Source organism: Kribbella orskensis, from assembly GCF_004342085.1.
Taxonomy (GTDB): Bacteria; Actinomycetota; Actinomycetes; order Propionibacteriales; family Kribbellaceae; genus Kribbella; species Kribbella orskensis.
The window spans coordinates 1-23,584 of the sequence record NZ_SLWM01000014.1; the positions used below are offsets into that span (position 1 = coordinate 1).

Genomic DNA, 23,584 nt, shown 5'->3' on the forward strand with positions numbered 1-23,584 from the left:
ACGAGTTGTCCACAACCCACCGCACCTGTGGACCCAGCGAGAAGGCTGGGCGGAACGGGACTATAGGCAGTTCACGTGGGAGTCGGGAGACGCAGCGGCGTGAGGAGGGGTGAGATGGGCGGTGTGGAGCGGGATCAGCCGAGGCGAATGAGGGCGAGGCAGGGCGGGGCGGGATCGGGCGAGGTGGGGGCGAGGCAGGGGAAGGCGAGCTCGACATCTTCGGTCGGCCCAGCGGTGCGGGCCAGCCGGCTGAGCTGGGAAGGTGTGCTGGCTGCCGCGGTCCCGGCGGGCGAGCCAGGCGGTCGCGTTTGCGGCGGGGCGAGTCAGGCGGTCGCGTTCGCGGCCGGTTTGATGCTAGCGGCAACCACCTGTGCAGCGAGGCGCAACAGCCTTCCGCCGCTGTGACGGAGCTGGCCGGCTGCTGAGCACTCCAGGCAGCTCCGCCGCTGTGACGGTGCTGGCCGGCTGCTGAGCACTCCGGGCAGCACGCTGGCGGCGCCGTGACTGCACGGCTCGGCTCAGCCCTGGCCCACTACCAGCGTGTTGGCTGAATAGCTTGCTCGAGGGAGGTCAGGTCGGGGAGGGACTCCAGCAGTGGGGGCACCTCGCCTGCTGCGAACCGGCGGTGGGAGTCGTCCAGGTCCTCGTTCATGGCCGAGTTCGCCTGGCCGTGGAGGAAGTTGAGGGCGATCGCCAGACCGGTGGCGAAACATTCCGGGCCGCCGATCCGGGCAGTGCCGTCGGTCGAGCGGTAGGCGTCGACGATCTGGCGCACGCTGTTTCTCGTTGGCGACATGCCGCAGCAGTACAGATCCAAGCTCCCGCCACGGTGTTAGCAGACCAACGTTGTCCCAGTCGACGAGCCAGTGAACAGAACTGCCGGAGGCGTGACCCTTGCCGTTGACTGCCCGCAGTACGTTCATGTTCTTCAGATCCCTGTGACACCAGATCTGCTCGCCGATCGGCGCACCGTTCACCGACTCCGTCAGCTCGCACAGCCTCGGCACCAGCCCGCGCAGAGTCGACGCCCAGCTGACTTCGGCACGCTCGGCCACGCCCACCACCGCCGGCCAGTCGACATCGACCCGGTGGTAGAAGGGCACGACGTCAGCGGTCTCGTGAACCGAGCCGTGCCAGTCGGGCGAATGGATGCGGCCCAGCTGCGCAGCCAGCCAACTGGTGGCGCTGACATCTCCCCTGGCAGGCAGCTCGCCGTCGACCCACTCGTACAACCGCCACCAGCCGCCGTCATGCTCGACCACGTAGTCGCCATCGGCCGTGGCGATCGGCTCACTCCAGCCGGCATCAGGTGAGGCGGCGGGCGGGCGCGTCTTGCCGGGGCTTTTCGTTGGGTGCTATCCGGATGGAGGTGTCCAAGACAGTGGCTCCTTGGGCGGCGACGAGGACTGAGCGGAGGTCCAGGCGGACGACCTCCTCGAGTTCGAGCGTCAGGCGGGAGACTCGGTGGACGAGGTTCTCGATGGCGGGGATGTCGACCGGGTCCGAGCCGCGGTAGCCGTAGAGCAACGGCGCGGCGCGCACCTCGCGGACCATCTCGGCGGCGTCGACCGTCGTCAGCGGCGGCATCCGGTACGAGCGGTCCCCCAGCAGATCTGTCGCGACGCCCGACAGGCCGAACGACACCACAGGGCCGTAGGACACGTCCTCGATCGCGGAGATCACCACCGGTACGCCGGGCGGCGCCATCTTCTGGACGACGAACTGCGCTCGGGCCGGGTCCGACGCCACGCCGAAGGTCTGGGTCATCTCCTCCCAGGCCTCCCGCATGTCCTCCTCGTCGTGGATGTGACGCCAGATGTCGGCCAGGTCCGGGCGCATCCGCCACTGCTCGGCGGTCGCCTTCAGGATCACCTCGAAGCCGAGGTCGGCCGCGCGGGCGACCGCCTCGTCCGCGGACAGCACCGGGAACGCCGGCAGCACGCTGATGTCGTAGAAGCTGAGCAACCGCTGCCGATCTGCGTCGTCCAGGTCGGCGCCGCGAGGATGCCGCTGCAGGAACTCCGCGACGAAGTCCTCGGCGCCGGCCGTGTCGATGTCGTGCAGGTCGGGGATCCGGGTGTCCGCCCGACGCCGCCACTCGGCGTACTGGGTGGCCTTGGCGAGCGCACCCACGGCGTACTGCGGGGAGGAGAACGACGGGATCGAGCCGCGGGCGGCGCCGCCGTGCTCGTCCGGGACGCGGAGTTGCTCGGGCACGCTGCGCGAGGCGAGGAACGTCGACAGGACAGGCTTGTCGGAGCCCGCGGCAGCAGCGGCGAGCACCTGGGCGACCTCGGCACCATTCGAGAGGACCGGCGGGGTGAAGATCACCACGACCGAGTCGACCTGGTCATCCGCGAAGACCTCACCGAGTGCATCGCGGAACTCGTCGGCGGTGGCCTCCGCGTTGAGCGTGTGCGGCTTGCCCGCGACTTCCAGCCCGCACCCGGCGACGGTGTCGAGCGCCTGCAGAGTCAACGCGTCGGAGTTGCTGACGATCGCGACCCGGCGGCCCTTGGGCAGCGGCTGGTGCGCGACGAGCTGGGCGACGTCGAACATCTCCCCGGACGTGTCGACGCCGATCAGCCCGCTCTGCCGGAACAGCGAGTCGACAGTTGCCGAGGGCAATTGACTGCGCCGGACGGTGTGGCCGAGCGGGACGCCCTGGGTGGCCCGGCCGCTCTTCAGCGCGATCACCGGCTTGCGGCAGGCCAGCCGCCGCGCGACCCGGCTGAACTTGCGCGGGTTGCCGAGCGACTCCAGGTAGAGCAGGACGACCTCGGTCCCCTCGTCGGAGTACCAGTACTGCATCAGGTCGTTGCCGGAGACGTCCGCGCGGTTGCCGGCCGAGACGAAGGTGGACAGGCCGAGCCCACGCCGGACCATGTCCGCCAGGATCGAGACGCCGAGCGCACCCGACTGGCAGAAGAACGCGACGCGGCCCCGGCTCGGCATCAGCGGCGACAGCGTCGCGTTCAGTGAGACGCCGGGCGCGGTGTTGATCACGCCGAGCGCGTTCGGCCCGATCACGCGCATCCCGTACGACCTGGCCAGGCCGACCAGTTGCCGCTGCAGCTTGCGCCCCTCGTCACCCACCTCGGCGAAGCCGCTCGACACCACGACCAGGCCGCGGACGCCCTTGGCCGCGCAGTCGATGATGACGTCCGCGACCATCTCGGCGCGGACCGCGACCACCGCCAGGTCGACCGTCCCGTGGACGTCCCGGATCGTCGGGTACGCCGGTACGCCGTCGATCTGGTCCTCGGTGGTGTCGGTGTTCACCGCGTACAGCTGGCCGGGGAAGCCGTCGCGCAGGTTCCGCAGCAGGGCGTTGCCGATCGTGCCCTCGCGCCGGCTGGCTCCGATCACCGCCACGCTCGCGGGGGTCAGCAGCCGGGCGATCGACAGCGCCTCGGAACGCTGCTCGCGCGCCTGCATCACGCCGAAGGAGGTGTCGGTGGGAGCGATGTCGAACTCGACCATGATCACGCCGTCCTCGAACTCGCGGGCGACCTTGTAGCCGGCCTCGGTGAAGACGGTGATCATCTTGCGGTTGTCCGGCAGCACCTCGGCGATGAACCGGGCGATGTGGTGCTCGCGGGCCGCCTGGGCCAGGTGCTCGAGCAGCAGCTGTCCCAGGCCCCGGCCCTGGTGCGCGTCCTCGATCAGGAACGCGACCTCGGCCGTGTGCGGCCCGGTTCGCTCGTAGCGCCCGACGCCGATCATGTCGTCGCCGACCAGGACGATCAGCGCCAGCCGGTCCACGTAGTCGACCTGGGTGAAACGCGCCACGTCCCGGTCGGACAACTCCGGGTACGGCGCGAAGAACCGGTAGTACTTCGACTGCTCCGAGACGCGCGCATAGAACGCCACCAGCAGGTCCGCGTCGTCCGGGGTGATCGGCCGCAGGTGGGCGGTCGCACCGTCGCGCAGCACCACGTCGGCTTCGTACACAACCGGGTAGCCCGCTGGGTGCGCCGGGGCATACTGGGCCTGTCGCTGAGGCTGCTCCGGCGCGGTCACGCGGCCAGCGTACTCAAACGGGGGCATCGGAGGCCTGGAATTCCATGTGGTGGTTGAGCGCGCTCGGCGGAGCCGTGGCGCTTCTCACCCGACTGCTGGCAGCCGACGACGCTGCCGCCGTGATCGAACGCATCGCCCCGGTTCTGGTCTTCCTGGTCGCCGTCACGGTGATCGCCGGTCTCGCCGACGCGGCCAAGGTGTTCGAGGTCGCCGCCCGGGAGGCTGCCCACCTCGGTCGCGGCAAGACCTGGCGCTTGTGGCTGCTCGTCGTCACCCTGGCCACAGCGCTGACCATCGTCTTGTCGCTCGACACCTGCGCGGTGCTGCTCACTCCGGTGGTCCTGGCGATGGCACGCCAGCTCGACATCCCGCCCAAGCTCTTCGCCTTCACCACCGTCTGGCTGGCCGGCACCGCGTCATTGCTGCTCCCCGTCTCGAACCTCACGAATCTCCTCGCTCTCCACCGCTTCGACCAGCTCGGCCTCGGACTGCGCGACTACGTGGGCCTGAGCTGGCGACCGGCAGTCGCGGCGGTGCTGATCACCGTCGTCGTACTGGCCCTGCTGTTCCACCGCGACCTGCGCCGCAGCTACGTCGTACCGCCGACGCCCGGGATCGACGACAAGGTGCTGTTCTGGGGAGCCGCCGGGGTCTGCCTCGCCCTCGGACCTGCCTTCGTGACGGGTGTCAACGTCGCCTGGCCGGCCAGCGCGGGCGCACTCGTGCTCCTTCTACTGTTCGCAGTCCGCCGCCCGACCGAACTGACCTGGGCACTACTGCCCTGGCGTCTGGTCGTCACGGTCATCGGGTTGTTCCTGGTCGTCGCCGCGCTGACGGCGCACGGGCTGGAGCATCTACTCGACGACGTGGCGGGCACCACACCCGGCGGCCTGCTCGCAGACCTGCGCCTGACCGGCACCGGCGCACTCGGCGCGAACGCGGTCGACAACCTGCCGGCGTATCTCGCGATGGAACCGGTGGCCGCGACGGAAGGCCGGCGGATGATGCTGCTGCTGATCGGGGTGAACTGCGGCTGCCTGCTCACCCTCTGGGGGGCGCTGGCCACCCTGCTCTGGCGGGATCGCTGCATCGCCGCCGGCGTTCACATCTCGTGGTGGTCCTTCCTGTGGCGCGGCCTGGTGCTGACCCCGCTGGTCCTGACCGGCACGGTCCTGGCCCTCAACCTCACCTGACGGGGAAGGCGGACCTCCAGCTGAGGTTGAGGCCGTCCGGTGGCGGCGAGGCCATCGGACCCACGGACAAGACCAGGGATCGAACATGTGTTCGACTGTAGTCACTCCCACCGACAGAGTCCAACCGGATGTCGCGTTGCCGTTCGGAGGGTGGTCCGCAATAGTGCGAGACATGAGCGAGGAACAGAGCACGTCCGAGCCCACCCGTGCCTTTCGCGAAGCGCGCGACTTCCTGCTCGCGCACCGCGAGGACTACGAGACCGCCTACCGCGACTTCGACTGGCCCCGGTTCGACCGCTTCAACTGGGCCTGCGACTGGTTCGACGCGCTGGCGGTCGAGCAACCCGGGGTCGCCGCGCTGACCATCGTGGAGGAGGACGGCGAGGTCAACTCGCTGACCTATGCGGAGATGGCCGAGCGCTCGCGCCAGGTGGCCGGCTGGCTGACCGGGGCCGGGCTGCAGCCGGGCGACCGGGTGCTGATCGTGCTCGGCAACACCATCCCACTGTGGGAGGTGATGCTCGCTTGTATCCGCGCCGGCGCCGTGATGATCCCGGCCACCACGCTGCTGACCGACGCAGACCTCGCCGACCGGATCACCCGTGGCGGAGTACGGGCCGTGGTGACGAGCAGTTCGGAAGCGCCTCGCTATGAAGGTATCGCCGATCACTGCATCCGCGTCGGCATCGGTGGACCCGTGGACGGCTGGCTCGACTACGAGGACTCTCGCGGGTACGACGGCCCGGTGCCCGAGGTGGACACCGCTGCCCACGACTCCCTCCTGCTCTACTTCACCTCCGGTACGACGAGTCAGCCGAAGCTGGTCGAGCACACCCAGGTGAGCTACCCGGTCGGGCACTTGTCGACGATGTACTGGATCGGACTGCAGCCGGGTGACGTCCACCTCAACGTGTCCTCGCCGGGCTGGGCGAAGCACTCGTGGAGCAACGTCTTCGCGCCGTGGAACGCGGGTGCGACCGTCTTCCTCTGCAACTACACCCGCTTCGACGCCGAGAAGATGCTGCAGGTGCTGGCGACGTACGGCGTGACGACGTTCTGCGCACCGCCGACCGTCTGGCGGATGCTGATCCAGGCGGATCTGTCGGCCGTCGAGATCCAGATCCGCGAGTGCATCTCGGCCGGCGAGCCGCTCAACCCGGAGGTGATCGAGCAGGTCCGCAACGCCTGGGACGTGACGATCCGCGACGGCTACGGGCAGACCGAGACGACCGCGCAGATCGGCAACCCGCCGGGCCAGCCGGTCAAGCTCGGCTCGATGGGCCGTCCCCTGCCCGGGTACTCGATCGCCCTGGTCGACCCGACCACCGACGAGGTCGGCGACGACGGCGAGATCTGCATCGAGCTCGCTCCCCCGCCGGTGCCGCTGATGCGCGGCTACCGCGACGCGAAGGAGCTCACCGAGGAGTCGATGCGCGGCGGTTTCTACCACACCGGCGACGTCGCGAGCCGGGACGAGGAGGGCTACATCACCTACGTCGGCCGCTCCGACGACGTCTTCAAGGCGAGCGACTACCGGATCTCCCCGTTCGAGCTGGAGTCCGTCCTGATCGAGCACCCGGCCGTCGCTGAGGCCGCTGTGGTCCCGTCGCCCGATCCCGTCCGGCTCGCGGTGCCCAAGGCGTACGTCGTACTGGCCGCCGGGCGGGAGCCGTCGCGCGAGCTGGCCGGGGAGATCCTGCAGTTCTGCCGGGACCACCTCGCGCCGTACAAGCGGATCCGGCGGATCGAGTTCGCCGAGCTGCCGAAGACGATCTCGGGCAAGATCCGCCGGGTCGAGCTGCGCGCGGACGAGGCGGCCAAGGTCGACGGCGGCGAGCGGACCGAGCACTCCTACGACGAGGCGGACTTCAAACAGGCCTGATCGGAACAGGCCTGACCGGAACAGGCCTGACCGGCCGAGCTCACCCGGTTCGGCCGTACGCCGTGCTGCAATGAGCGGATGTCCTACGACACCGGCTTGGGCATCGCGGCGGTGGTGGTACTGCCGCTGCTGATCGCGATCGCTGTGGTGAGCTCGCGATTCGCGGCGCTGCGGCACGACAAGGGCATCGTCACGGCGGCCCTGCGGGCGGTCGTCCAGCTCGCCGTGGTCGGGCTGGTGGTCGGCTTCGCACTGCAGTCGACGCCGGGCGCGCTCGCGTTCATCGCGGTGATGCTGTCGGTCGCGACCATCACGAGCGCCCGGCGGGTCCGGTCTACCGCGGTCGTCCCGGGTCAGTACGCGTTCTCCGCGGTATCGATCGGCGGCGCCGCGACCGTTGTCCTGCTCCTGCTCGTGCTGCCCGGGGTGGTGCCGCGAAACCCGGAGACGCTGCTGCCGATGGGCGGCATCATCATCGGCGGCGCGATGAACGCGACCACCCTGGCCGGGCGGCGGCTGCTGTCGGAGTACGGCGGGCGCTTCGGGGAGTACGAGGCCGGGCTGTCGATCGGGCTGATGCCACCGGACGCGTTCAAACTGGTCGCAGGGCCGACGGCCGGGGATGCCCTGCTGCCCGCGCTCGACCAGACCCGCACGGTCGGCCTGGTGACGCTGCCCGGCGCCTTCGTCGGGATGGTGCTCGGCGGAGCCTCACCGACTGCCGCCGCCGCGCTGCAGCTCGTAGTACTGATCGGGCTGATCGCGGCGGAGTCGATGGCGATCCTGATGATGACCGAGTTGCTGGCTCGGGCGTCGCTGCCGGACGGGCGTACCGTTTCCCCATGACCGACGACAAGAGCCTCTTCCACCGCATCGACGAGCTCGTTGCCGAGGAGCACGAACTCCGCACCAAGCACGCCTCCGGCGGCACCGACGACCAGGACGAGCGGACCCGCCTGCGCGCCCTCGAGGTCGAGCTGGACCAGTGCTGGGACCTGCTCCGGCAGCGCCGCGCCAAGCGCGAGTACGGCGAGGACCCAGAGTCCGCGCAGGCCCGTTCGGCCGACGTGGTCGAGGGTTACATCAACTGAACGCACCACCGGGTTCGCCCGCCGCGAGGACGGGCGAACCCGGGCCAGGTGTAGCACTGCATTCAGAATGTGGTCGGTCGATCGCGCAGGGTCGCGGACTGTCCGGTTGCTGCCAGGCCGCGAGGTCAGAACCCGCGGAGCTTGTCCAGCGTGATCCGGACCAGCACCGGGTAGTCCCGGTGGAACTGCTCCGGCGTCATGTTCAGCCCCGCCAGGCCTTCGGCGTACTTCGAGGCGTAGGCGGCGAGCTCCTCGTCGGAGGCCGGCTTGTCGTCGATCACCGCGTCCCCGGAGAACACGCCGACGTCGCCGCCCGTGTGGGTGGCGTTGAAGTTCAGCGAGACCCGCGGGTTGTTCGCGATGTTGTGCAGCTTCGCCTTGCCGGCCTGGCTGAAGACGAGGATCCGCTCGCCGTTCCAGACGAACCACACTGGGTTCGGAGCCGGCGTACCGGATTTGCCGACGGTGGTCAGCCACAGCACCAGCTCTTCGTCCAGTTGCCGGGTGATCCGGGTGCCGAAGCCGGTAGAGGTGTCGATCGTGATCATCTGAACCCTTCGATCCGTGTCGAGCCGTTCGGTCAGGACGGACCCAGCCGCCCCCACTCGATCGCCGGGCAACGGTTCATCACCATCGTCAGCCCCGCCGCCGTCGTGCGCGAGTAGGCGTCCGGATCCACTACATCCAGCTGGAACCAGACCGCCTTCGCGTTGATTCCCACCGCCTCGTCCGCGATCGCCCCGGCCAGCTCCGACCGGACGAACACGTCCACGCAGTCCACCTCGAACGGGATGTCGGCCAGCGACGCATAACCCTGCTCGCCGTGCACGGTCTCGGCGGACGGATGCACCGGCACGATCCGCTTGCCGTGGCCCTGCAGGAACCGCGCGACCCCGTACGCCGCCCGGCTGGTGTTGTTCGACAGCCCGACCACCGCCCAGGTCTGGCAGTCGGCGAGCACCTTGCGGATGTCACTCTCATCAGCCCACGTCATACCGCGATCTTCCCCCACCGCCCAAGGAATCAGTCGCACAGACAGGTCAGCCGCGCAGGTAGGTCAGTACGGCGGAGACACGGCGGTCCAGGCCGTCGTCGAGGTGGAGCTTGGCGAAGATGTTGCCGACGTGCTTGCGGACGGCGGCCTCGCTCACCACCAACTGCTCGGCGATCGAGGCGTTGACCCGCCCCTCGGCCATCAGAGCGAGTACTTCGAGCTCGCGCGGGGTCAGTGCCGCGAGCGGCCCGTCGTCGCGGCGGCGGGCGAGCAACTGCCGGACCACCTCCGGGTCGACGACCGTGCCGCCTTCCGCCACCCGGTCCAGCGAGGCGAGGAACTCGGTCACGTGCCCGACCCGGTCCTTCAGCAGGTAGCCGATCCCCCCGGTCGTTGTCTCGAGCAACGACGAGAGGTAGGCGTCGGCGACGTACTGGGACAGCACGAGGATGCCGATGCGGGGAAACTCCGCCCGGATCGCGGCCGCGGCCCGCAGCCCCTCGTCGCTGTGCCCGGGCGGCATCCGGACGTCGGTGATCACGACGTCCGGCGGCTGCTTGCGGACGACGGCCAGCAAGGTGTCCCCGTCGCCGACCGCGTCCCGTACTTCGTGGCCGGCACGATCCAGGATGCTCGCGAGACCCTCGCGGAGCAGCAGCGAGTCTTCGGCCAGCACGATGCTCAGTCGTCGAGCCGGCACGGGCACCCCATCCTCAGTCGGGTCGGTCCACCAGGTGGGCTGGTCAGCTCGAGTGTCCCGCCCAACGCGTCCAACCGCGTCACCAACCCAGCCAGCCCCGTCCCACCCGCCGGCCTCGCGTCACCCGCCGGGCCCGCACCACCGGCCGGACCCGCACCACCGGCCGGACCCGCTCCGTTGCTGTTGCCGGTCGCGTTCCCGGTGCCCAGGACCGCGCCACCGATGCCGTCGTCGGTGATCGTGACGACCAGCCGATCCCCTGCGATCGAGCCCTCCACCTCGCACCGCGTCGCCGCGGCGTGCTTGGCCACGTTCCCGAGCGCCTCGCTGACGACGAAGTACGCCGCCGCCTCGATCGGCGCCGGCAACCTGTCCGGCAGCGACATCCGCACAGTCACCGGCAGCGGACTCCGATCCGCCACCTCCCGTACGGCGGCCTCGAGCCCGTGGTCGACCAGGACGCGCGGATGAATCCCCCGGACCGCCTCCCGCAGATCCGCCAGCGCAGCCTCGGCCTCACCATGCGCCTTCACGACCAACCGGCGCCCCTCCCCCTCCGGCAGGTCGAGCTCGGCCAGGCCCAGCGTCATCGTCAGCCCGACCAGTCGCTGCTGAACCCCGTCGTGCAGATGCCGCTCGATCCGGGCTCGTTCCGTCTCGAACGCGTCCACCAGGTCGAGCCGCGACCGGCGGAGCTCGGCCAGGTTGCGGCGGAGTTCCTCCTCCCTGGCTCCGAGCAACGCCTTCGCCAGTTCGGACTCCGCCGCGGCGAGGACGCCGACGACGTACGAGCTGACGACGAACCACACCGGCCCGAACGAGACGAGGAAGATGAAGCCCTCGCGCGGGTTGTCGAGAACCCACGGCCCCATACCCATCTGGTCGTAGGCTGCGATGACCGGAGCCCCAACTGTGAGAAGCAGAGTCGTACCGCAGATTCCGGCGATCAGGACGTTGAGCGGCCACAGGAAGACGCCGAGCAGCAGGCCGTAGCCGAGGGCGCGCAGCGAGGCGCGTTCCCGTCGGCGGAAGGTCTGTCGCTGCCGCCGGGAGTAGGTCGAGGGAATGGCCGCATGCGGGCTCGCGATCCCCGCTGGGACCACCAGTCGGGCACGCCAGCGCTCGACGATGCCGATCAGTACTCCGTAGAGCGGGATGGAAGCCATCAGCAGGACGCCGACCACGATCGGGCTCAGCACGATGCTGACCACCACGGACACCAGCAGCACGGCGATCGTCAGGGCGCCCACCGGGACCGAGCTGAGCAGGTAGGCATAGCTCCGCCACGGCCAGGCCGAGACGAGGTACCGCCTCGAGGCCAGCGCTCCCCACGCGGCGTCCGGTCTCTCCACGCGCCCAACCCTAGGGCCGCGGGCGGGCCGTCGTCGGTAGCGCGAGCGCTACCCCTGGTCTCTCTCGCAGGCCCGCGATCCGCAGCGCCGATCCGGCTTTGCTGGAACCATGACCAGCACCGCGCCGACGCGCCCCTTCGTCGTCCAGAGCGAATCGCCTGCTCTGCTGCTCGACGGCATCACCAAGACCTACCGCTCCAAGGCCGGCGCGGTCGACGCGCTGCGCGGGGTCACCTACCAGTTCACCCGTGGCTCCTTCACCGCGGTGATGGGTGCGTCCGGCTCCGGCAAGTCCACCTTGCTTCAGTGTGCGGCGGGGCTCGACCAGCCGACCAAGGGCATGGTCATGCTCGGCGGTGTCGAGCTGGGCGGCCTCGACGAGGTCGCGCTGACGAAGCTGCGACGCGAACAGATGGGGTTCGTGTTCCAGGCCTACAACCTGCTCGGTTCGCTCACCGTCTACGACAACGTCGCTCTACCCCTCCGGCTGACCGGGCGCCGGCCGCGCCGCGAGGACGTGTACCGCGTCCTCGATCAGGTGGGACTGGAGGGCAAGGCCAAGCGCCGTCCGGCCGAGTTGTCCGGTGGACAGCAGCAGCGCGTCGCGATCGCCCGGGCGCTGATCACCGGACCGGCCGTCTTCTTCGCGGACGAACCGACCGGCGCCCTGGACAGCAGCACCAGCCGGCAGGTCCTCACCTTGTTGCGCGAGGCAACCGACCGCACCGGCCAGACGGTGGTGATGGTCACCCACGACCCGGTCGCCGCCGCCTTCGCCGACCGGGTGCTGTTCCTTTCCGACGGTCTGGTCGCCGGCTCCCTCGACCACGGCGACGCGGCCCGGATCGCGGCCGCCATGAGCGACCTGGAGAGCTGATGTTCTTCCTCAGCCGCCAGACGGTCCACCGGCACCGCTCTCTCTACGCGGGATCCTTCGTCGCCCTGGCAGTCGGCGTCTTCCTGCTCGGCCTCGCCGCCACCGCGACCGCCGCCACTGTCGCGTACGACGGGCCGGCCGCCGCGAGCATCACCGTCGACCTGCCACAGGCGGATCCGCCGCAGCAGGTGAGGGTTCCGCTCTCCGGCGCGGACGTGTCCGGCCTGCAGGTCGTACTCAGTCTGGTCGCGGTGATCTCCGGCTTCATCACGATCTTCGTCATCGCGAGCACATTCGCCTTCGCAGTGGCGTCACGGCGCCGTGAGGTCGGCCTGCTGCGGCTGATCGGCGCGACACCCAGGCAGGTCCGCCGGATGGTGCTCGGCGAGGCGCTGGTGGTAGCACTTGCCGCGGCCGTCACCGGCGCGGTACTGGCCCAACTGGCGACTCCCCTGCTGCTCGCCAAGGCGTCGTACACCGAGCTCGCGCCGGTGAAGCTCGAACCGGCGAGCCCGTGGGTGCCCCTGCTGATCGCCATCTCGGCCGGACTGGTGGTGGCCATGCTCGGTGCGCGGTCGGCCGCTCGTCGCGCCGCGAAGGTCGGCCCCGTCGACGCTCTCCGCGAGGCGGAGCTGGAGCCGACACGGATCGGGGTCGTGCGGATCGGCTTCGGGCTGCTCTTCCTGGCCGGCTCGGTCGTCTTGCTCGCTCTGATCCGGCCAGGCACAGGAGAGGCGGTGATACCGCTCTCCATGTTCACGCCGATGTTGCTCGTCATCGCGCTGACGTTGCTGGCGCCGCTGGTCGTGCCGTGGATCAGCCGGTTGTGGGCGCTGCCGCTGGTCGCCTGGACGAGGGTCTCCGGGCGTCTGGCCCGCAGCAACGTGGTCGCGGCGCCCCGCCGCAGTGCATCCTTGGCGGCGCCGATCCTCGCCATCTCGGCGATCGCCGGGTCGATGGTGCTCACCTTGTCCTTCGCCGCGGACGCAGCCGCCGCGACCATCCGGGACACGCTGCGAGCACCCATCGTCGTCACCGCGCCGGAGCACGGAGCGGCCGTGAGAGAGCGCATTCTCGGGACGACCGGCGTCGCCGCGGCCGACGGCGCGATCCCGATCGACCTGATCCGGACCGACGGCGACTCCGCCGAGGTCGAGACCGCCGAGGGCATCGACCTCGTCGCGGCCACCCGCACCCGAGCACTCTCGCCGATCTCCGGCGACCTGGCCGACCTGACCGGCAAAACAGTTGCCATCAGCAAGGAACTGTCCGGCTTCGAAGGCTACGGCGTCGGCGACGAGATCACCGTCACCTACCTCGACCGTACGGCGGACCGGCTGCGGGTGGTCGCGATCCTCCCAGCCGCGCCGGGGGTCACCGCATCGATGGTGCTCCCGCCCGAGCTGGCTCGTCAGCACGCGCCGGAGGCGACGCCGAGCCAGTGGTTCATCCTGCCTGCGGAAGGTGTCGACTCCGGAGCACTCGTGACGGCTCTGAACGAACGCCTCACCGGCACCGGGGCGAGCGCAGTACCGGCTGTTGAATGGGAGGAGGCGCAGGGCGACGGGTTGCGGCGAGGGAATCAGTTCGGGCTGATCCTGCTGCTCGGGCCAGCCGCGCTCTACAGCGCGATCGCGATCGCCAACACGTTGCTGATGGGGAGCCTGCAGCGGCGTCACGAGTTCGTCACCTCACGGTTGCTCGGTGCGACGCCCGCTCAGATCCGCCGGATGGTGCTGTGGGAGTCCTCGCTGGTGGGCGCGGTCGCGCTCAGCCTCGGAACTGCGATCACCGTCACGGTCGGGGTGCTGATCCGCCGCGCCATGACGGACGGGATGAGCGACGTGCCCGCGACCGTGCCGTGGACCGTACTGCTCGGGATCGCCGGCCTCTGCCTGATCCTGGCAATCGGAGCCGCTTTGGCGCCGACCGCGTTCATCCTCAGAAGGTCCCACCCCGGCGCCGCAATGGAATAGACCAGAATGATGTTCCACCCGCCCCGGGCGTGGCGGAGTACCGGCTGTTGTCGGCGGATGGGCGTACGGTTGGCGGCGAATCGTCGTGGAGGCCGGGTCGCTGCCGCGGTTCCTGGGGCTCACCAGGGACAATGGCGCTGCCGCCGGACCGCCGCGGCGCGCTCGCAAGAGTTGCTGGCACCGAGGAGCACGTAGACCCGTATGGCACGCCGTACCAACACCACCGCCGAGCCCGAGGACTTCGAGGAGCACATCCTCGACGTCGACGTCTCCGACGAGATGCGCAGCAGCTACCTGGAGTACGCCTACTCGGTGATCTACTCCCGGGCCCTGCCGGACGCCCGCGACGGGCTCAAACCGGTCCAGCGCCGGATCCTGTTCTCGATGGCGGAGAACAACATCCGCCCCGACCGCGGCCACGTGAAGAGCGCCCGTGTCGTCGGTGAGGTCATGGGTAAGTACCATCCGCACGGCGACGGCGCGATCTACGACGCCCTGGTCCGTACGGCGCAGCCGTGGTCGATGCGCGTCCCGCTGATCGACGGCCACGGGAACTTCGGATCCCTGGACGACGGTCCGGCGGCGATGCGTTATACGGAGTGCCGGATGGCGCCGCCCGCGGTCGCGATGACCAACGGCCTGGACGAGAACGTCGTCGACTTCAAACCGAACTACGACGGCCGTGAGGAAGAGCCCTCGGTCCTGCCGGCCGCCTTCCCGAACCTGCTCGTCAACGGCGCCGCCGGGATCGCCGTCGGAATGGCCACGAACATGGCCCCGCACAACCTGGTCGAGGTGATCCAGGCGCTGCGGCATCTGATCAAGACACCGGGCGCCGACCTCGACGACCTGATGCGCTTCATCCCGGGCCCGGACCTGCCGACCGGCGGCAAGATCGTCGGCCTGGAAGGCATCAAGGACGCCTACCTCACCGGCCGTGGCAGCTTCAAGATGCGCGCCACCGCCCGGATCGAGAACGTCACCCCGCGGCGCAAGGGCATCGTGGTCACCGAACTGCCGTACACGGTCGGCCCGGAGAAGGTGATCGAGAAGATCAAGACGCTGGTGCAGGCCAAGAAGCTGCAGGGCATCGCCGACGTCAAGGACCTGACCGACCGCAGCCACGGCACCCAGCTGGTGATCGAGGTGAAGAACGGCTTCGTCCCCGAGGCTTTGCTGGAGCAGCTCTACCGGCTGACCCCGCTGGAGGACTCGTTCCACGTCAACGCGGTCTGCCTGGTCGACGGCCAGCCCCGCACGCTCGGCCTGCGGGAGCTGCTCGACGTCTACCTCGGCCACCGGTACGACGTCACCCGGCGACGCAGCGAGTTCCGCCGGAAGAAGGCGCAGGACCGGCTGCACATCGTCGACGGTCTGCTGGTCGCGATCCTGGACATCGACGAGGTGATCCAGATCATCCGGACCAGCGACGACGCGGCCGCCGCGCGGACCCGGCTGATGGACATCTACGACCTGACCGAGGTGCAGACCAACTACATCCTCGACATGCCGCTGCGCCGGCTGACCAAGTTCTCCAAGCTCGAGCTGGAGACCGAGAAGGGCGAGCTCGAACGCGAGATCGAGAAGCTGACCGCGATCCTCGATGACGAGACGCTGCTGAAGAAGATCGTCTCCGAGGAGCTCGCCGAGGTCGCGAAGACCTACGGCACGCCCCGGCGTACGGTGCTGCTCGAGTCGTCCGGCGCGACCAAGACCGCCGCGGTCCCGCTCGAGGTCACCGACGACCCGTGCTGGGTGCTGATGAGCTCGACCGGCCTGCTGGCCAGGACGAACGGCGTCGAGCCGTTCGGCACCGGCGACAGCCGGGCCAAGCACGACGCGATCGTGTCCGCGGTGAAGAGCACCGCCCGCGGCCAGTACGGGCTGATCACCAGCACCGGCCGGCTGATCCGGCTGGAGTCGCTCGACCTGCCCGCCGTACCGACGACGGCCAACGCGCCGAACCTGCAGGGTGGCGCGCCGGTCGCCGAGTTCGTCTCGCTGGAGCCCGGTGAGAAGGCGCTCGCGCTGACCACGATGGACCCCGACTCTGTAGGGGTCGCCCTCGGTACCGCGACCGGCGTGGTGAAGCGGGTCCTGCCGGATCACCTCAGCAACCGGGACTCGTGGGAGATCATCCGCCTGAACGACGGCGACGAGGTGGTCGGCGCGGTCGAGCTGACCACGGGTGACGAGGAGCTCTGCTTCATCACCAGCGACGCGCAACTCCTGCACTACAACGCTTCCGTGGTCCGGCCCCAGGGCCGTACTGCGGGCGGTATGGCCGGGGTGCGACTCACCGGTGGCGCGAAGGTGACCTTCTTCGGCGCGGTCGACCTGGCCAAGGACAACTTCGTCGTGACCATCTCCGGGTCCTCGGACGCCCTGCCGGGCACCGAGGTCGGAGCGGTCAAGGTGACGCCGTTCAGCGAGTACCCGGGCAAGGGCCGAGGGACCGGCGGTGTCCGGTGCCACCGGCTGCTCAAGGGCGAGGACGGGCTCCTGCTCGCCTTCGCGGGAGCCGCTCCGGTCCGGGCCAGCGCGAACAGCGGCGCCCCGGTCGACCTGCCCCCGCTGGACGCCCGCCGCGACGGCTCCGGCGTACCGGTGGCTCAGCCGATCGCCGCGGTGGCCGCGGACCTGGCAGGCTGAGCACATGAAGAGACTGGTCGCGCTCGGCGCGGCGCTGGTGCTGACGGTGACGCTGGCCGGTTGCAGCGACAAGAAGGACGACGCTGCGGCCAAGCAGGGCGACGATCCGGTCGCCCTGCTGACCGAGGTCAAGAAGACCATCGACGAGGCGGCCAGCGTGCACATCGTGCTGACCGGCCGGGACCTCCCGGACGGCGGGCAGACGCTGGCCAGTGGTGACGGCGTGGCGACGCACGCCCCCGCGTTCAAGGGGAAGCTGACCGTTCGCGCGGCCGGCGCGCCGATCGACGCGGAGGTGGTCGCGGTGGGCAGCAAGGTCTACGCCAAGCTCCCGTTCTCCCCGAAGTTCATCGAGCTCCCGCCGTCGCAGCTGGCCGGGCTGGGCGCGCCCGACCCGGCGGTCCTGCTCGACCCGGAGAAGGGCCTCACCTCTGTGCTGCCGACCCTCAAGGACCCCGTGATCAAGGGCGAGACGCGGGACGGCGCGAAGGTGCTCACCGAGGTCACCGGCTCGGTCCAGGGCAAGAACCTGCAGGGCATCTTCCCGAAGGCGCCGGCCGACCAGGACTTCCCGAGCACGTTCAAGATCGACAAGGACACCAAGCAGTTGGTGTCGGCAACGATCACCGGGCCGTTCTACGACGGCGCCACCAGCAGCTACGACGTGACCCTGGACAAGTACGGCGAGCAGGTAGTGATCACCAAGCCGTGACGACCCCCACACCGTGATGAGCTTCGAGCCGTGACGGATCAAGGGGCCGGGACGGCCGCGGCGATGGCGCTGCACAGCGCAGGCGAGTGGAGGTCCGGCCGTGGCGGATAGTCAGGTGGCGACCGGGTCGAGGGCGCGGCTGACGCTTGCCTCGATCGCCGTCGCCTTCGCCGCGGCGGACACCTATGTCGTCGTCCTGGCCTTGCCGGACATGATGGCCGGCGTCGGCCTGTCCGCGGACCAGTTGCAGCGGGCCGCGCCGATCGTGTCCGGCTTCCTGCTCGGCTACATCGCCGTGCTGCCGTTGATCGGCCGCATCGCGGACGTCGTCGGCAGGACCCCGGTACTGGTCGGCGCGCTGCTCCTGTTCGCAGTGGGCTCCTTGATCACAGCCACGGCCTACGACCTCTCGCTGGTGGTCACAGGGCGGTTCCTCCAAGGCGTAGGCGGAGGTGGGCTCGTCCCCGCAACGCTTGCCCTGGTTGCCGATCTCTGGCCACCAGAGAAGCGAGGACTCCCCCTCGGCGTCGTCGGCGCGGTCCAGGAGCTCGGCGCAGTACTAGGACCACTGCTGGGTGCCGTTGTCCTGGCGATCGCCGATTGGCGCTACATCTTCTGGCTGAACCTCGTCGTGGCGGTCGTCCTTGCTCTGCTGCTCCGCGGCCGACATCGCCCTCCGATCTCCGCTGCAGTGGGGTTGCTCGCCTGCATAGCGCTCGGACTAACCCTGACAGCGCCCGACCGGCTCGCGAACGGCGTGACCCTTGGGCTGCCCTTCGTCCCGTTCACCGGCGAATCACGGCTCCTGACCCCGATCGGCCTCGTCACGCTCGTGCTCGCGGTCTTGTGGCTCGCGCTGGTCCTGGTGAAGAGCCGCTCGAGTCTCCGCGGCCTCTTGAAGCAGGTGGACCTGCTCGGAGCGACACTGCTCGCGCTGGCGCTGGCAGGAATCGTTCTGGCCTTCGCCACAGCTGATCCCGAGCGTGAGGTGATGGCGCCCGCCGGACCGTGGCTGCTGGTTGCCGCCGCCGTCTTCGCGATCGCCTTCGCCCTGTGGCAACGCCGTACTGCGCAGGCGATCGTTCCGCCCGGGTTGCTCGGCTCCAAGGCGGCCTGGGGATCTCTCCTGGTCAGCTTCCTGGTGGGAGCCGCTCTGATCGCCGCATTGGTCGACGTGCCCGTCTTCGCCCGTACTACGCAGGGTGGCGGCCAACTGGCCGCAGCCCTTGTGCTGGTGAGGTTCCTCGTCGCCCTGCCTGTCGGCGCGGTCGTCGGAGGCTGGTTGACCCGTCGCTACGGGCTGGGACTGATCACTGGTGCCGGACTCGCTCTGGCCGGTGCCATGTTCGTGCTGATGGCCTTCTGGGAGCGGGACGCGCTCGACCACGCACCGGCGACCATCGCGTTGCTGCTGTGCGGGTTCGGCTTCGGGCTGGCTCTCTCCCCAGTGAACACCGCCATGCTCGCCGCCACCCGGCCAGACAGCCATGGACTGGTCAGCGCTCTGGTCGTGGTCGCCCGGATGGTAGGGATGCTCGTAGGCGTATCGGCCCTGACCGCGATCGGGCTGCGCCGCTACTACACGCTGGTGGACGACATCCCGTCGCCCAACGAGCTGTGCCCGGCGAACCCCGGAACCTGCCGTCCGTTCATCGATGCACTCCGCGAAGCGGCCATTTCACAAGTGCACACGATCTTCGCCGGGGCGGCCGTCTGCGCGTTCGCGGCCGCGGTACTGGCGGTTCTGCTGCTCGGGCGGCGGGCGGCCGTCCACAGGTGATGATCATCATGCGGGTGACCGTCTCAGCTCGCGTACCGTAACGGTTGTGAGTGCACGTATCGACGCGACCGGCGCACCAGGCCTCTGCTCGGCCATCTGCCGGCAGCTCCAGGAACCTCTGCCGGGGTCGGCGATCGTCGCCGCCGGCTGGCTCGTCGTGGAGCAGCCCGGGCCGTGGGGTGCGAAGGCGCCGACCCAGAGCCACCTGGATCCCGATTTCGGCGCCGGGATCGACGCCGCCGCCAAGAAGGCCGACCTCCGCTTCGGGCTGATCCGCAGTCCTGGGAAGCACGCGGACGCGGTCCCGCGGGCTCATCAGGTGTACGTCGCGTGCACCCTGCAGGGCAGGACGTGGCTGCTCGGTGGCTCCGTCAACGACCCGAAACAGCTCGACTCGCTCGACCTCGATGCCGTCAGTCGAGGTGACCTCGACGCGGTCGTGGCATCCCTGCCCGAGTTGTCGCCGGTGACCGAGCCGGTGCTGCTGGTCTGCACCAACGGCAAGCGGGACGAGTGCTGTGCCCTGCTCGGCCGCCCGATCGTCGCGGCGATGGCTGCCCTGGCGCCGGGCCGGGTCTGGGAGTCGAACCACCTCGGCGGGCACCGCTTTGCACCCACCGCCACCCTGCTCCCGGCAGGGACGATGTACGGTCATCTCGACCTCGAGACGGCCAAGGCCATCCTGACCGCCGCCGACCGCGGCGAGATGGTGCTGGACAACCTGCGCGGCCGGTCCACCTGGACCAAGCGCGGGCAGGTCGCTGAGATCGCCGTCCGCACCCTCATCGGCGAGGCTGCGCTGGACGCGGTCAGCGTCATCGCGGAGGACCTGGCGACCGTCACGGTGGGACACACCGACGGCCGGGCCTGGACCGTCCAGGTCACCAGTGAGACCGCTGATCCACCCCGCCCGGAATCCTGCGGAAAGGAACCGTTCGCCATGTCGATCCTGCGTGCCGGAACCATCACCCCGGGACTCCCCCGATGAAGGCCGAACCGCCGACGAGCGCCGAAGCCGCCGTCAGCAGTGAAGGGTCCGGGCAGAACACCCCGCTGACCGGGTTCGAGGACCTGCTCGCGGCCAACTCGGAGTACGCGGCGAGCTTCGCCTACAGCGGCTTCGACGGCATCGCCCACGCCGGCATCGGCGTGGTGACCTGTATGGACTCCCGGATCCCGCCGTTGGAGATGCTCGGGCTCAAGCCCGGCGACGCGAAGGTACTGCGCAGCGCCGGCGGCCGGGTCACCGAGCTGACGATGACCGGCCTCGTGCTCGGTGTGCAGCTGCTCGGGGTCCGCCGGATCATGGTGATCCCGCACACCCGCTGTGCGATGGCCGCGATGACCGAGGACCAGCTGCGCGAGAAGGTGGAGCTCGCGGCCGGCAAGCCCGCCGGATACCTGCCGCTGAACGTCGTGCCCGACCAGTTGGAGGCGTTGCGCCGCGACGTCGCCGCGGTGCGCGAACACCCGCTGATCGGCAACGACGTACTGGTCGGCGGCTTCATGTACGACGTGGACACCGGCAGGCTGAGGCAGATCAGCTGATGCCGGGGCTGGACGACTCAGCACAGTCTCCCGAAGAGTCGTGGCTCGCTGCACCCGAGTTGCGGCCGCTTCCGCTCGGCACTTTGCGCCCGGAGGGTTGGCTGCTCGAGCGGTTGCGCCAGTAGGCCTACGGCATGGCCGGGCACCTCGACGAGTTCTGGCCGGACGTGGCCCGCAGCGGCTGGATCGGTGGCGACGCCGAGGGCTGGACGAGTGGGCGCTGCGCGAGTGGGCCCGGTCGCGGTGGACGGACGTGGTCTGGGTCATCCACCAGCTCCACGACCTGACCGGCGAGGACTGGTTGTTGCCGTTGGCAGCGAAGTGCCAGGCTCAGGGATTCGACTGGTTCGCCTACGCCGACCGGTTGCCGTTCACCGAGAAGGTGCCGGAAGCAACGTTGCTGGCCTACCAGGAAGAGGCCGGCGGCACCTGGATGAACGACGGCCACCACCTATCCTCGCACGGCGTCAACGTCGCGATGGGGCTGAAGGCGATGCCGGTCTGGTGGCTGCAGTCCCCCTCTGACGACGAGCAGACCCGGCTGCTGCGGATGATCGCGTCCCTGGACGAGCACCACGGGCAGGCGAACGGGCTGTTCAGTTGCGACGAGCACCTGGCCGGGCTGCATCCGAGCCAGGGGACGGAGACCTGCACTGTCGTCGAGTACCTCGCCTCGCTCGAGGTGGCGCTGGAGTCGTGGGGCGCGGTCGAGGTCATCGCGGAGCGCTTCGAGCGCCTCACCTTCAACGCGTTGCCGGCGAGCGTGTCTCCGGACGAGCGGACCCACCAGTACGTGCAGCAGGCCAACCAGGTCGTGTGTCACGTCACCGAAGACCGGACCTACACGAACAACGGTCCCGACGCGAACATCTTCGGCCTCGAACCACACTTCGGCTGCTGTACTGCGAACCGCCACCAGGGCTGGCCCCGGTACACCACCTACCTCTGGATGCGGTCGGCCGACGGAGGTCTCACCGCCCTGTCGTACGCGCCGTGCTCAGTCGAGCCGGACTCCCTGAGCGTGCACGTCTCTGGTGGCTATCCCTTCGAGGACGACGTCACGATCAGCGTCCGTGCCTCGGAGGTCGTTCCACTTCGGCTTCGGATCCCTGGCTGGGCGACTGACGCATCCCTCACGATCGACGAGGAGAATCCGATCGCTGTCACCCCGGGTTCCGTCCACGAGGTCAAGCGGGACTGGACCGGTGACCACACTCTGCGCCTGCACCTCGGCGCGGCGATCCAGGCGGTCCCCCGACCCAGCGGTGCGATCACCGTTGAGCGCGGGCCATTGGTGTACGCCCTGGCCCTGGTCGAGGACTGACGGCGGATCGGCGGGGAAGAACCGCACGCCACCTGGAAGCACACTTCAGAAGGTAATCCCTTGCATACTGTCTGCCATAGTCAAGCTTGTTCCGATCTCTCGGCGGACTCGGGTAGATCTGATAGACAGCCGTAATGAGACTCCGCCCAAGCTCTTTCTCTCGTGCCGCGGTGGCCGGTGCGCTCGTGCTCAGCACCGCTCTCACCGCCGCCCCACCGGCCACCGCCACCTCGTCCACCACGGCTCGCCCGGCAAAGACCTGCTCCGATCAGACCGTAGCCGGGACGGTCGAGGAGCAGCGTCTCGACAACGGCATCGGCGGCGATCCGTCCGTGCCCGCAGAGATCCTGGCCCGCTCCGGCTTCGACAACCAGGTAGCCCTGTTCGGTCACCTACTCTGCGCTGTGCCCAGTCGCGCCGCCGCCTCGATCCTCGTCCGCGTCCAAGGCGAGGTGCTCTGGAAGACCGCGACCTACCGCGCGCAGCACCCGCAGACCGCACCCGCACTCCCCTCGACCGATGACCGCGGCCTCTACTGGGCCCGCATCTCGATGGCCCACGCGCTCCGGCAGTGGGAACCCCGCTTCAGCCTCAGTACTGCGGAACGCGCGGCGCTGATCCGGACCCTCGAGTACTCGTCACGCGGGATCACCAGCAGCCGGTTCAGCTCCGGAGTACAGGGGTCCGGGGTGCAGAAGGTCCTGGTGACCGGGTTCGACCCGTTCACGCTGGATGCTGACATCCGGATCGGCAACCCGTCCGGGGCGAACGCGCTCAGCCTCGACGGGCAGCGGTGGAAGGTGAACGGGAAGACGTACGAGATCCAGACTGTGGTGTTCCCGGTCCGCTACACCGACTTCGACGAGAACATGGTCGAGGACGCGCTCGCGCCGCACTACCGCCCGGGCGCTCAGCACGCCGACCTGGTGATGACCGCGAGCCAGGGCCGGGTCGGCATCTTCGACCTCGAGGTGTTCAACGGGCGCCGCCGCTCGGTCAGTTCCATCGGTGACAACAACAACCTGTGGGGCGGCGGGACCGTCAACGCGCCGGTCGTCTCCCCGAGCATGCCCGCCGGACCGGAGTGGCTGACGACGAGTCTTCCGACCGCCGCGATGGCGGCCACGGACGTCACACCCTTCCGCACCCGGGTCAACACCTCGGTCCTGGAGATCCCCGCCGGCGAAACCCTCCCGGTACGGCGTCCGCTCGGGCCGACGCCCGGCTCCATCGCCTCCGAAGGCGCCGGTGGCGGCTACCTGTCGAACGAGGTCGCCTACCGGAACACCCTGCAACGCAACCTGCTCGACCCGACCATGCCGGCTGGCCACCTCCACGTGCCCGTCCTGCAGTTCGACCCGGCGAACACCACCGCCATCACCGACCCGACGTACGAAGCCAACCGCGACGCCATCGTCAACGGCGCCCGCGCAATCCTGCGCAACGGCCTCGGCTGAGCCACTGCGCTGCCTCCTCGCCG

At 69.5% G+C, this 23,584-nt stretch carries 19 protein-coding genes and 1 pseudogene; 13 read left to right on the forward strand and 7 right to left on the reverse strand.

What is annotated here, in order from left to right; all coding sequences use genetic code 11:
* Positions 1-532 precede the first annotated feature (532 nt).
* The 3 genes and pseudogenes from EV644_RS46630 to EV644_RS29360 form a co-directional block, all read right to left on the reverse strand.
* A complete protein-coding gene (locus EV644_RS46630; RefSeq protein WP_241998954.1) occupies positions 533-775 on the reverse strand; it encodes a hypothetical protein in 243 nt (80 codons plus the stop codon).
* A 46-nt stretch (positions 776-821) separates the two neighbouring features.
* A pseudogene (locus tag EV644_RS47885) lies at positions 822-1,262 on the reverse strand (aminoglycoside phosphotransferase/kinase family protein); the annotation flags it as partial.
* Between the two features lie 43 nt (positions 1,263-1,305).
* Positions 1,306-4,023, reverse strand: coding sequence for a bifunctional acetate--CoA ligase family protein/GNAT family N-acetyltransferase (locus tag EV644_RS29360; protein WP_132192217.1), 2,718 nt, complete (start codon positions 4,021-4,023; stop codon positions 1,306-1,308).
* Between the two features lie 44 nt (positions 4,024-4,067).
* On the opposite strand from EV644_RS29360, the gene EV644_RS29365 reads away from it, so the two are divergent.
* From EV644_RS29365 to EV644_RS29380, 4 genes are all read left to right on the forward strand, one after another.
* Complete coding sequence (locus EV644_RS29365) at positions 4,068-5,216, forward strand: ArsB/NhaD family transporter (RefSeq protein WP_132192218.1); 1,149 nt, start codon at positions 4,068-4,070, stop codon at positions 5,214-5,216.
* Between the two features lie 172 nt (positions 5,217-5,388).
* Entirely contained in the window at positions 5,389-7,098 is a 1,710-nt protein-coding gene (locus EV644_RS29370) for an AMP-binding protein (protein ID WP_132192219.1), read from the forward strand.
* Between the two features lie 78 nt (positions 7,099-7,176).
* Positions 7,177-7,944 carry an ABC transporter permease gene (locus EV644_RS29375; protein ID WP_132192220.1) on the forward strand — a complete coding sequence of 256 codons (768 nt, stop codon included), beginning with the start codon at positions 7,177-7,179 and terminating at the stop codon, positions 7,942-7,944.
* Positions 7,941-8,189 carry a DUF2630 family protein gene (locus EV644_RS29380; RefSeq protein ID WP_132192221.1) on the forward strand — a complete coding sequence of 83 codons (249 nt, stop codon included), beginning with the start codon at positions 7,941-7,943 and terminating at the stop codon, positions 8,187-8,189. Before EV644_RS29375 ends, EV644_RS29380 begins: the two co-directional genes overlap by 4 nt.
* 125 nt (positions 8,190-8,314) lie before the next feature.
* Here EV644_RS29380 and EV644_RS29385 read toward each other — a convergent pair whose 3' ends face one another.
* From EV644_RS29385 to EV644_RS29400, 4 genes are read right to left on the reverse strand one after another with little or no spacing between them, the layout of a single operon-like run.
* Positions 8,315-8,737, reverse strand: a complete 423-nt coding sequence (locus tag EV644_RS29385; RefSeq protein ID WP_132192222.1) for a TIGR03667 family PPOX class F420-dependent oxidoreductase — start codon at positions 8,735-8,737, stop codon at positions 8,315-8,317.
* A 32-nt stretch (positions 8,738-8,769) separates the two neighbouring features.
* A complete protein-coding gene (locus EV644_RS29390) occupies positions 8,770-9,183 on the reverse strand; it encodes a CoA-binding protein (RefSeq protein WP_132192223.1) in 414 nt (137 codons plus the stop codon).
* 46 nt (positions 9,184-9,229) lie between these two features.
* Entirely contained in the window at positions 9,230-9,883 is a 654-nt protein-coding gene (locus EV644_RS29395; RefSeq protein ID WP_132192224.1) for a response regulator transcription factor, read from the reverse strand.
* Positions 9,865-11,235, reverse strand: coding sequence for a sensor histidine kinase (locus tag EV644_RS29400; protein WP_132192225.1), 1,371 nt, complete (start codon positions 11,233-11,235; stop codon positions 9,865-9,867). Before EV644_RS29400 ends, EV644_RS29395 begins: the two co-directional genes overlap by 19 nt.
* 109 nt (positions 11,236-11,344) lie before the next feature.
* Between EV644_RS29400 and EV644_RS29405 the strand changes: the two genes are divergently transcribed.
* From EV644_RS29405 to EV644_RS29445, 9 genes are all read left to right on the forward strand, one after another.
* Positions 11,345-12,112 carry an ABC transporter ATP-binding protein gene (locus EV644_RS29405; protein ID WP_132192226.1) on the forward strand — a complete coding sequence of 256 codons (768 nt, stop codon included), beginning with the start codon at positions 11,345-11,347 and terminating at the stop codon, positions 12,110-12,112.
* The gene (locus tag EV644_RS29410) at positions 12,112-14,088 is read left to right on the forward strand and encodes an FtsX-like permease family protein (protein WP_132192227.1); all 1,977 of its coding nucleotides are present in this window, start codon (positions 12,112-12,114) and stop codon (positions 14,086-14,088) included. The genes EV644_RS29405 and EV644_RS29410 overlap by 1 nt, the downstream gene beginning before the upstream one ends.
* 201 nt (positions 14,089-14,289) lie before the next feature.
* The gene (locus tag EV644_RS29415; protein WP_132192228.1) at positions 14,290-16,740 is read left to right on the forward strand and encodes a DNA gyrase/topoisomerase IV subunit A; all 2,451 of its coding nucleotides are present in this window, start codon (positions 14,290-14,292) and stop codon (positions 16,738-16,740) included.
* 4 nt (positions 16,741-16,744) lie between these two features.
* Positions 16,745-17,452, forward strand: coding sequence for an LppX_LprAFG lipoprotein (locus EV644_RS29420; protein ID WP_132192229.1), 708 nt, complete (start codon positions 16,745-16,747; stop codon positions 17,450-17,452).
* A gap of 100 nt (positions 17,453-17,552) precedes the next feature.
* Positions 17,553-19,232: an MFS transporter gene (locus tag EV644_RS29425; RefSeq protein WP_241998956.1), complete on the forward strand. Its 1,680-nt coding sequence runs from the start codon at positions 17,553-17,555 to the stop codon at positions 19,230-19,232.
* Positions 19,233-19,278: 46 nt separating this feature from the next.
* Entirely contained in the window at positions 19,279-20,220 is a 942-nt protein-coding gene (locus EV644_RS29430; protein WP_199240068.1) for a ferredoxin family protein, read from the forward strand.
* Complete coding sequence (locus EV644_RS29435; protein WP_132192231.1) at positions 20,217-20,780, forward strand: beta-class carbonic anhydrase; 564 nt, start codon at positions 20,217-20,219, stop codon at positions 20,778-20,780. Before EV644_RS29430 ends, EV644_RS29435 begins: the two co-directional genes overlap by 4 nt.
* A gap of 253 nt (positions 20,781-21,033) precedes the next feature.
* Entirely contained in the window at positions 21,034-22,104 is a 1,071-nt protein-coding gene (locus EV644_RS29440) for a glycoside hydrolase family protein (protein WP_241998958.1), read from the forward strand.
* Positions 22,105-22,274: 170 nt separating this feature from the next.
* Positions 22,275-23,561, forward strand: coding sequence for a pyroglutamyl-peptidase I (locus EV644_RS29445; protein ID WP_241998961.1), 1,287 nt, complete (start codon positions 22,275-22,277; stop codon positions 23,559-23,561).
* The last annotated feature ends 23 nt before the right edge of the window (positions 23,562-23,584 follow it).

Excerpts from the sequence above, each read along its gene's own strand:
- EV644_RS29380 (WP_132192221.1), top strand. The coding sequence starts at position 7,941 with ATGACCGACGACAAGAGCCTCTTCCACCGCATCGACGAGCTCGTTGCC.
- EV644_RS29420 (WP_132192229.1), top strand. The coding sequence starts at position 16,745 with ATGAAGAGACTGGTCGCGCTCGGCGCGGCGCTGGTGCTGACGGTGACG.
- EV644_RS29405 (WP_132192226.1), top strand. The coding sequence starts at position 11,345 with ATGACCAGCACCGCGCCGACGCGCCCCTTCGTCGTCCAGAGCGAATCG.
- EV644_RS29435 (WP_132192231.1), top strand. The coding sequence starts at position 20,217 with ATGAAGGCCGAACCGCCGACGAGCGCCGAAGCCGCCGTCAGCAGTGAA.
- EV644_RS29375 (WP_132192220.1), top strand. The coding sequence starts at position 7,177 with ATGTCCTACGACACCGGCTTGGGCATCGCGGCGGTGGTGGTACTGCCG.
- EV644_RS29390 (WP_132192223.1), bottom strand. The coding sequence starts at position 9,183 with ATGACGTGGGCTGATGAGAGTGACATCCGCAAGGTGCTCGCCGACTGC.
- EV644_RS29415 (WP_132192228.1), top strand. The coding sequence starts at position 14,290 with ATGGCACGCCGTACCAACACCACCGCCGAGCCCGAGGACTTCGAGGAG.
- EV644_RS29385 (WP_132192222.1), bottom strand. The coding sequence starts at position 8,737 with ATGATCACGATCGACACCTCTACCGGCTTCGGCACCCGGATCACCCGG.
- EV644_RS29370 (WP_132192219.1), top strand. The coding sequence starts at position 5,389 with ATGAGCGAGGAACAGAGCACGTCCGAGCCCACCCGTGCCTTTCGCGAA.
- EV644_RS29410 (WP_132192227.1), top strand. The coding sequence starts at position 12,112 with ATGTTCTTCCTCAGCCGCCAGACGGTCCACCGGCACCGCTCTCTCTAC.
- EV644_RS29365 (WP_132192218.1), top strand. The coding sequence starts at position 4,068 with ATGTGGTGGTTGAGCGCGCTCGGCGGAGCCGTGGCGCTTCTCACCCGA.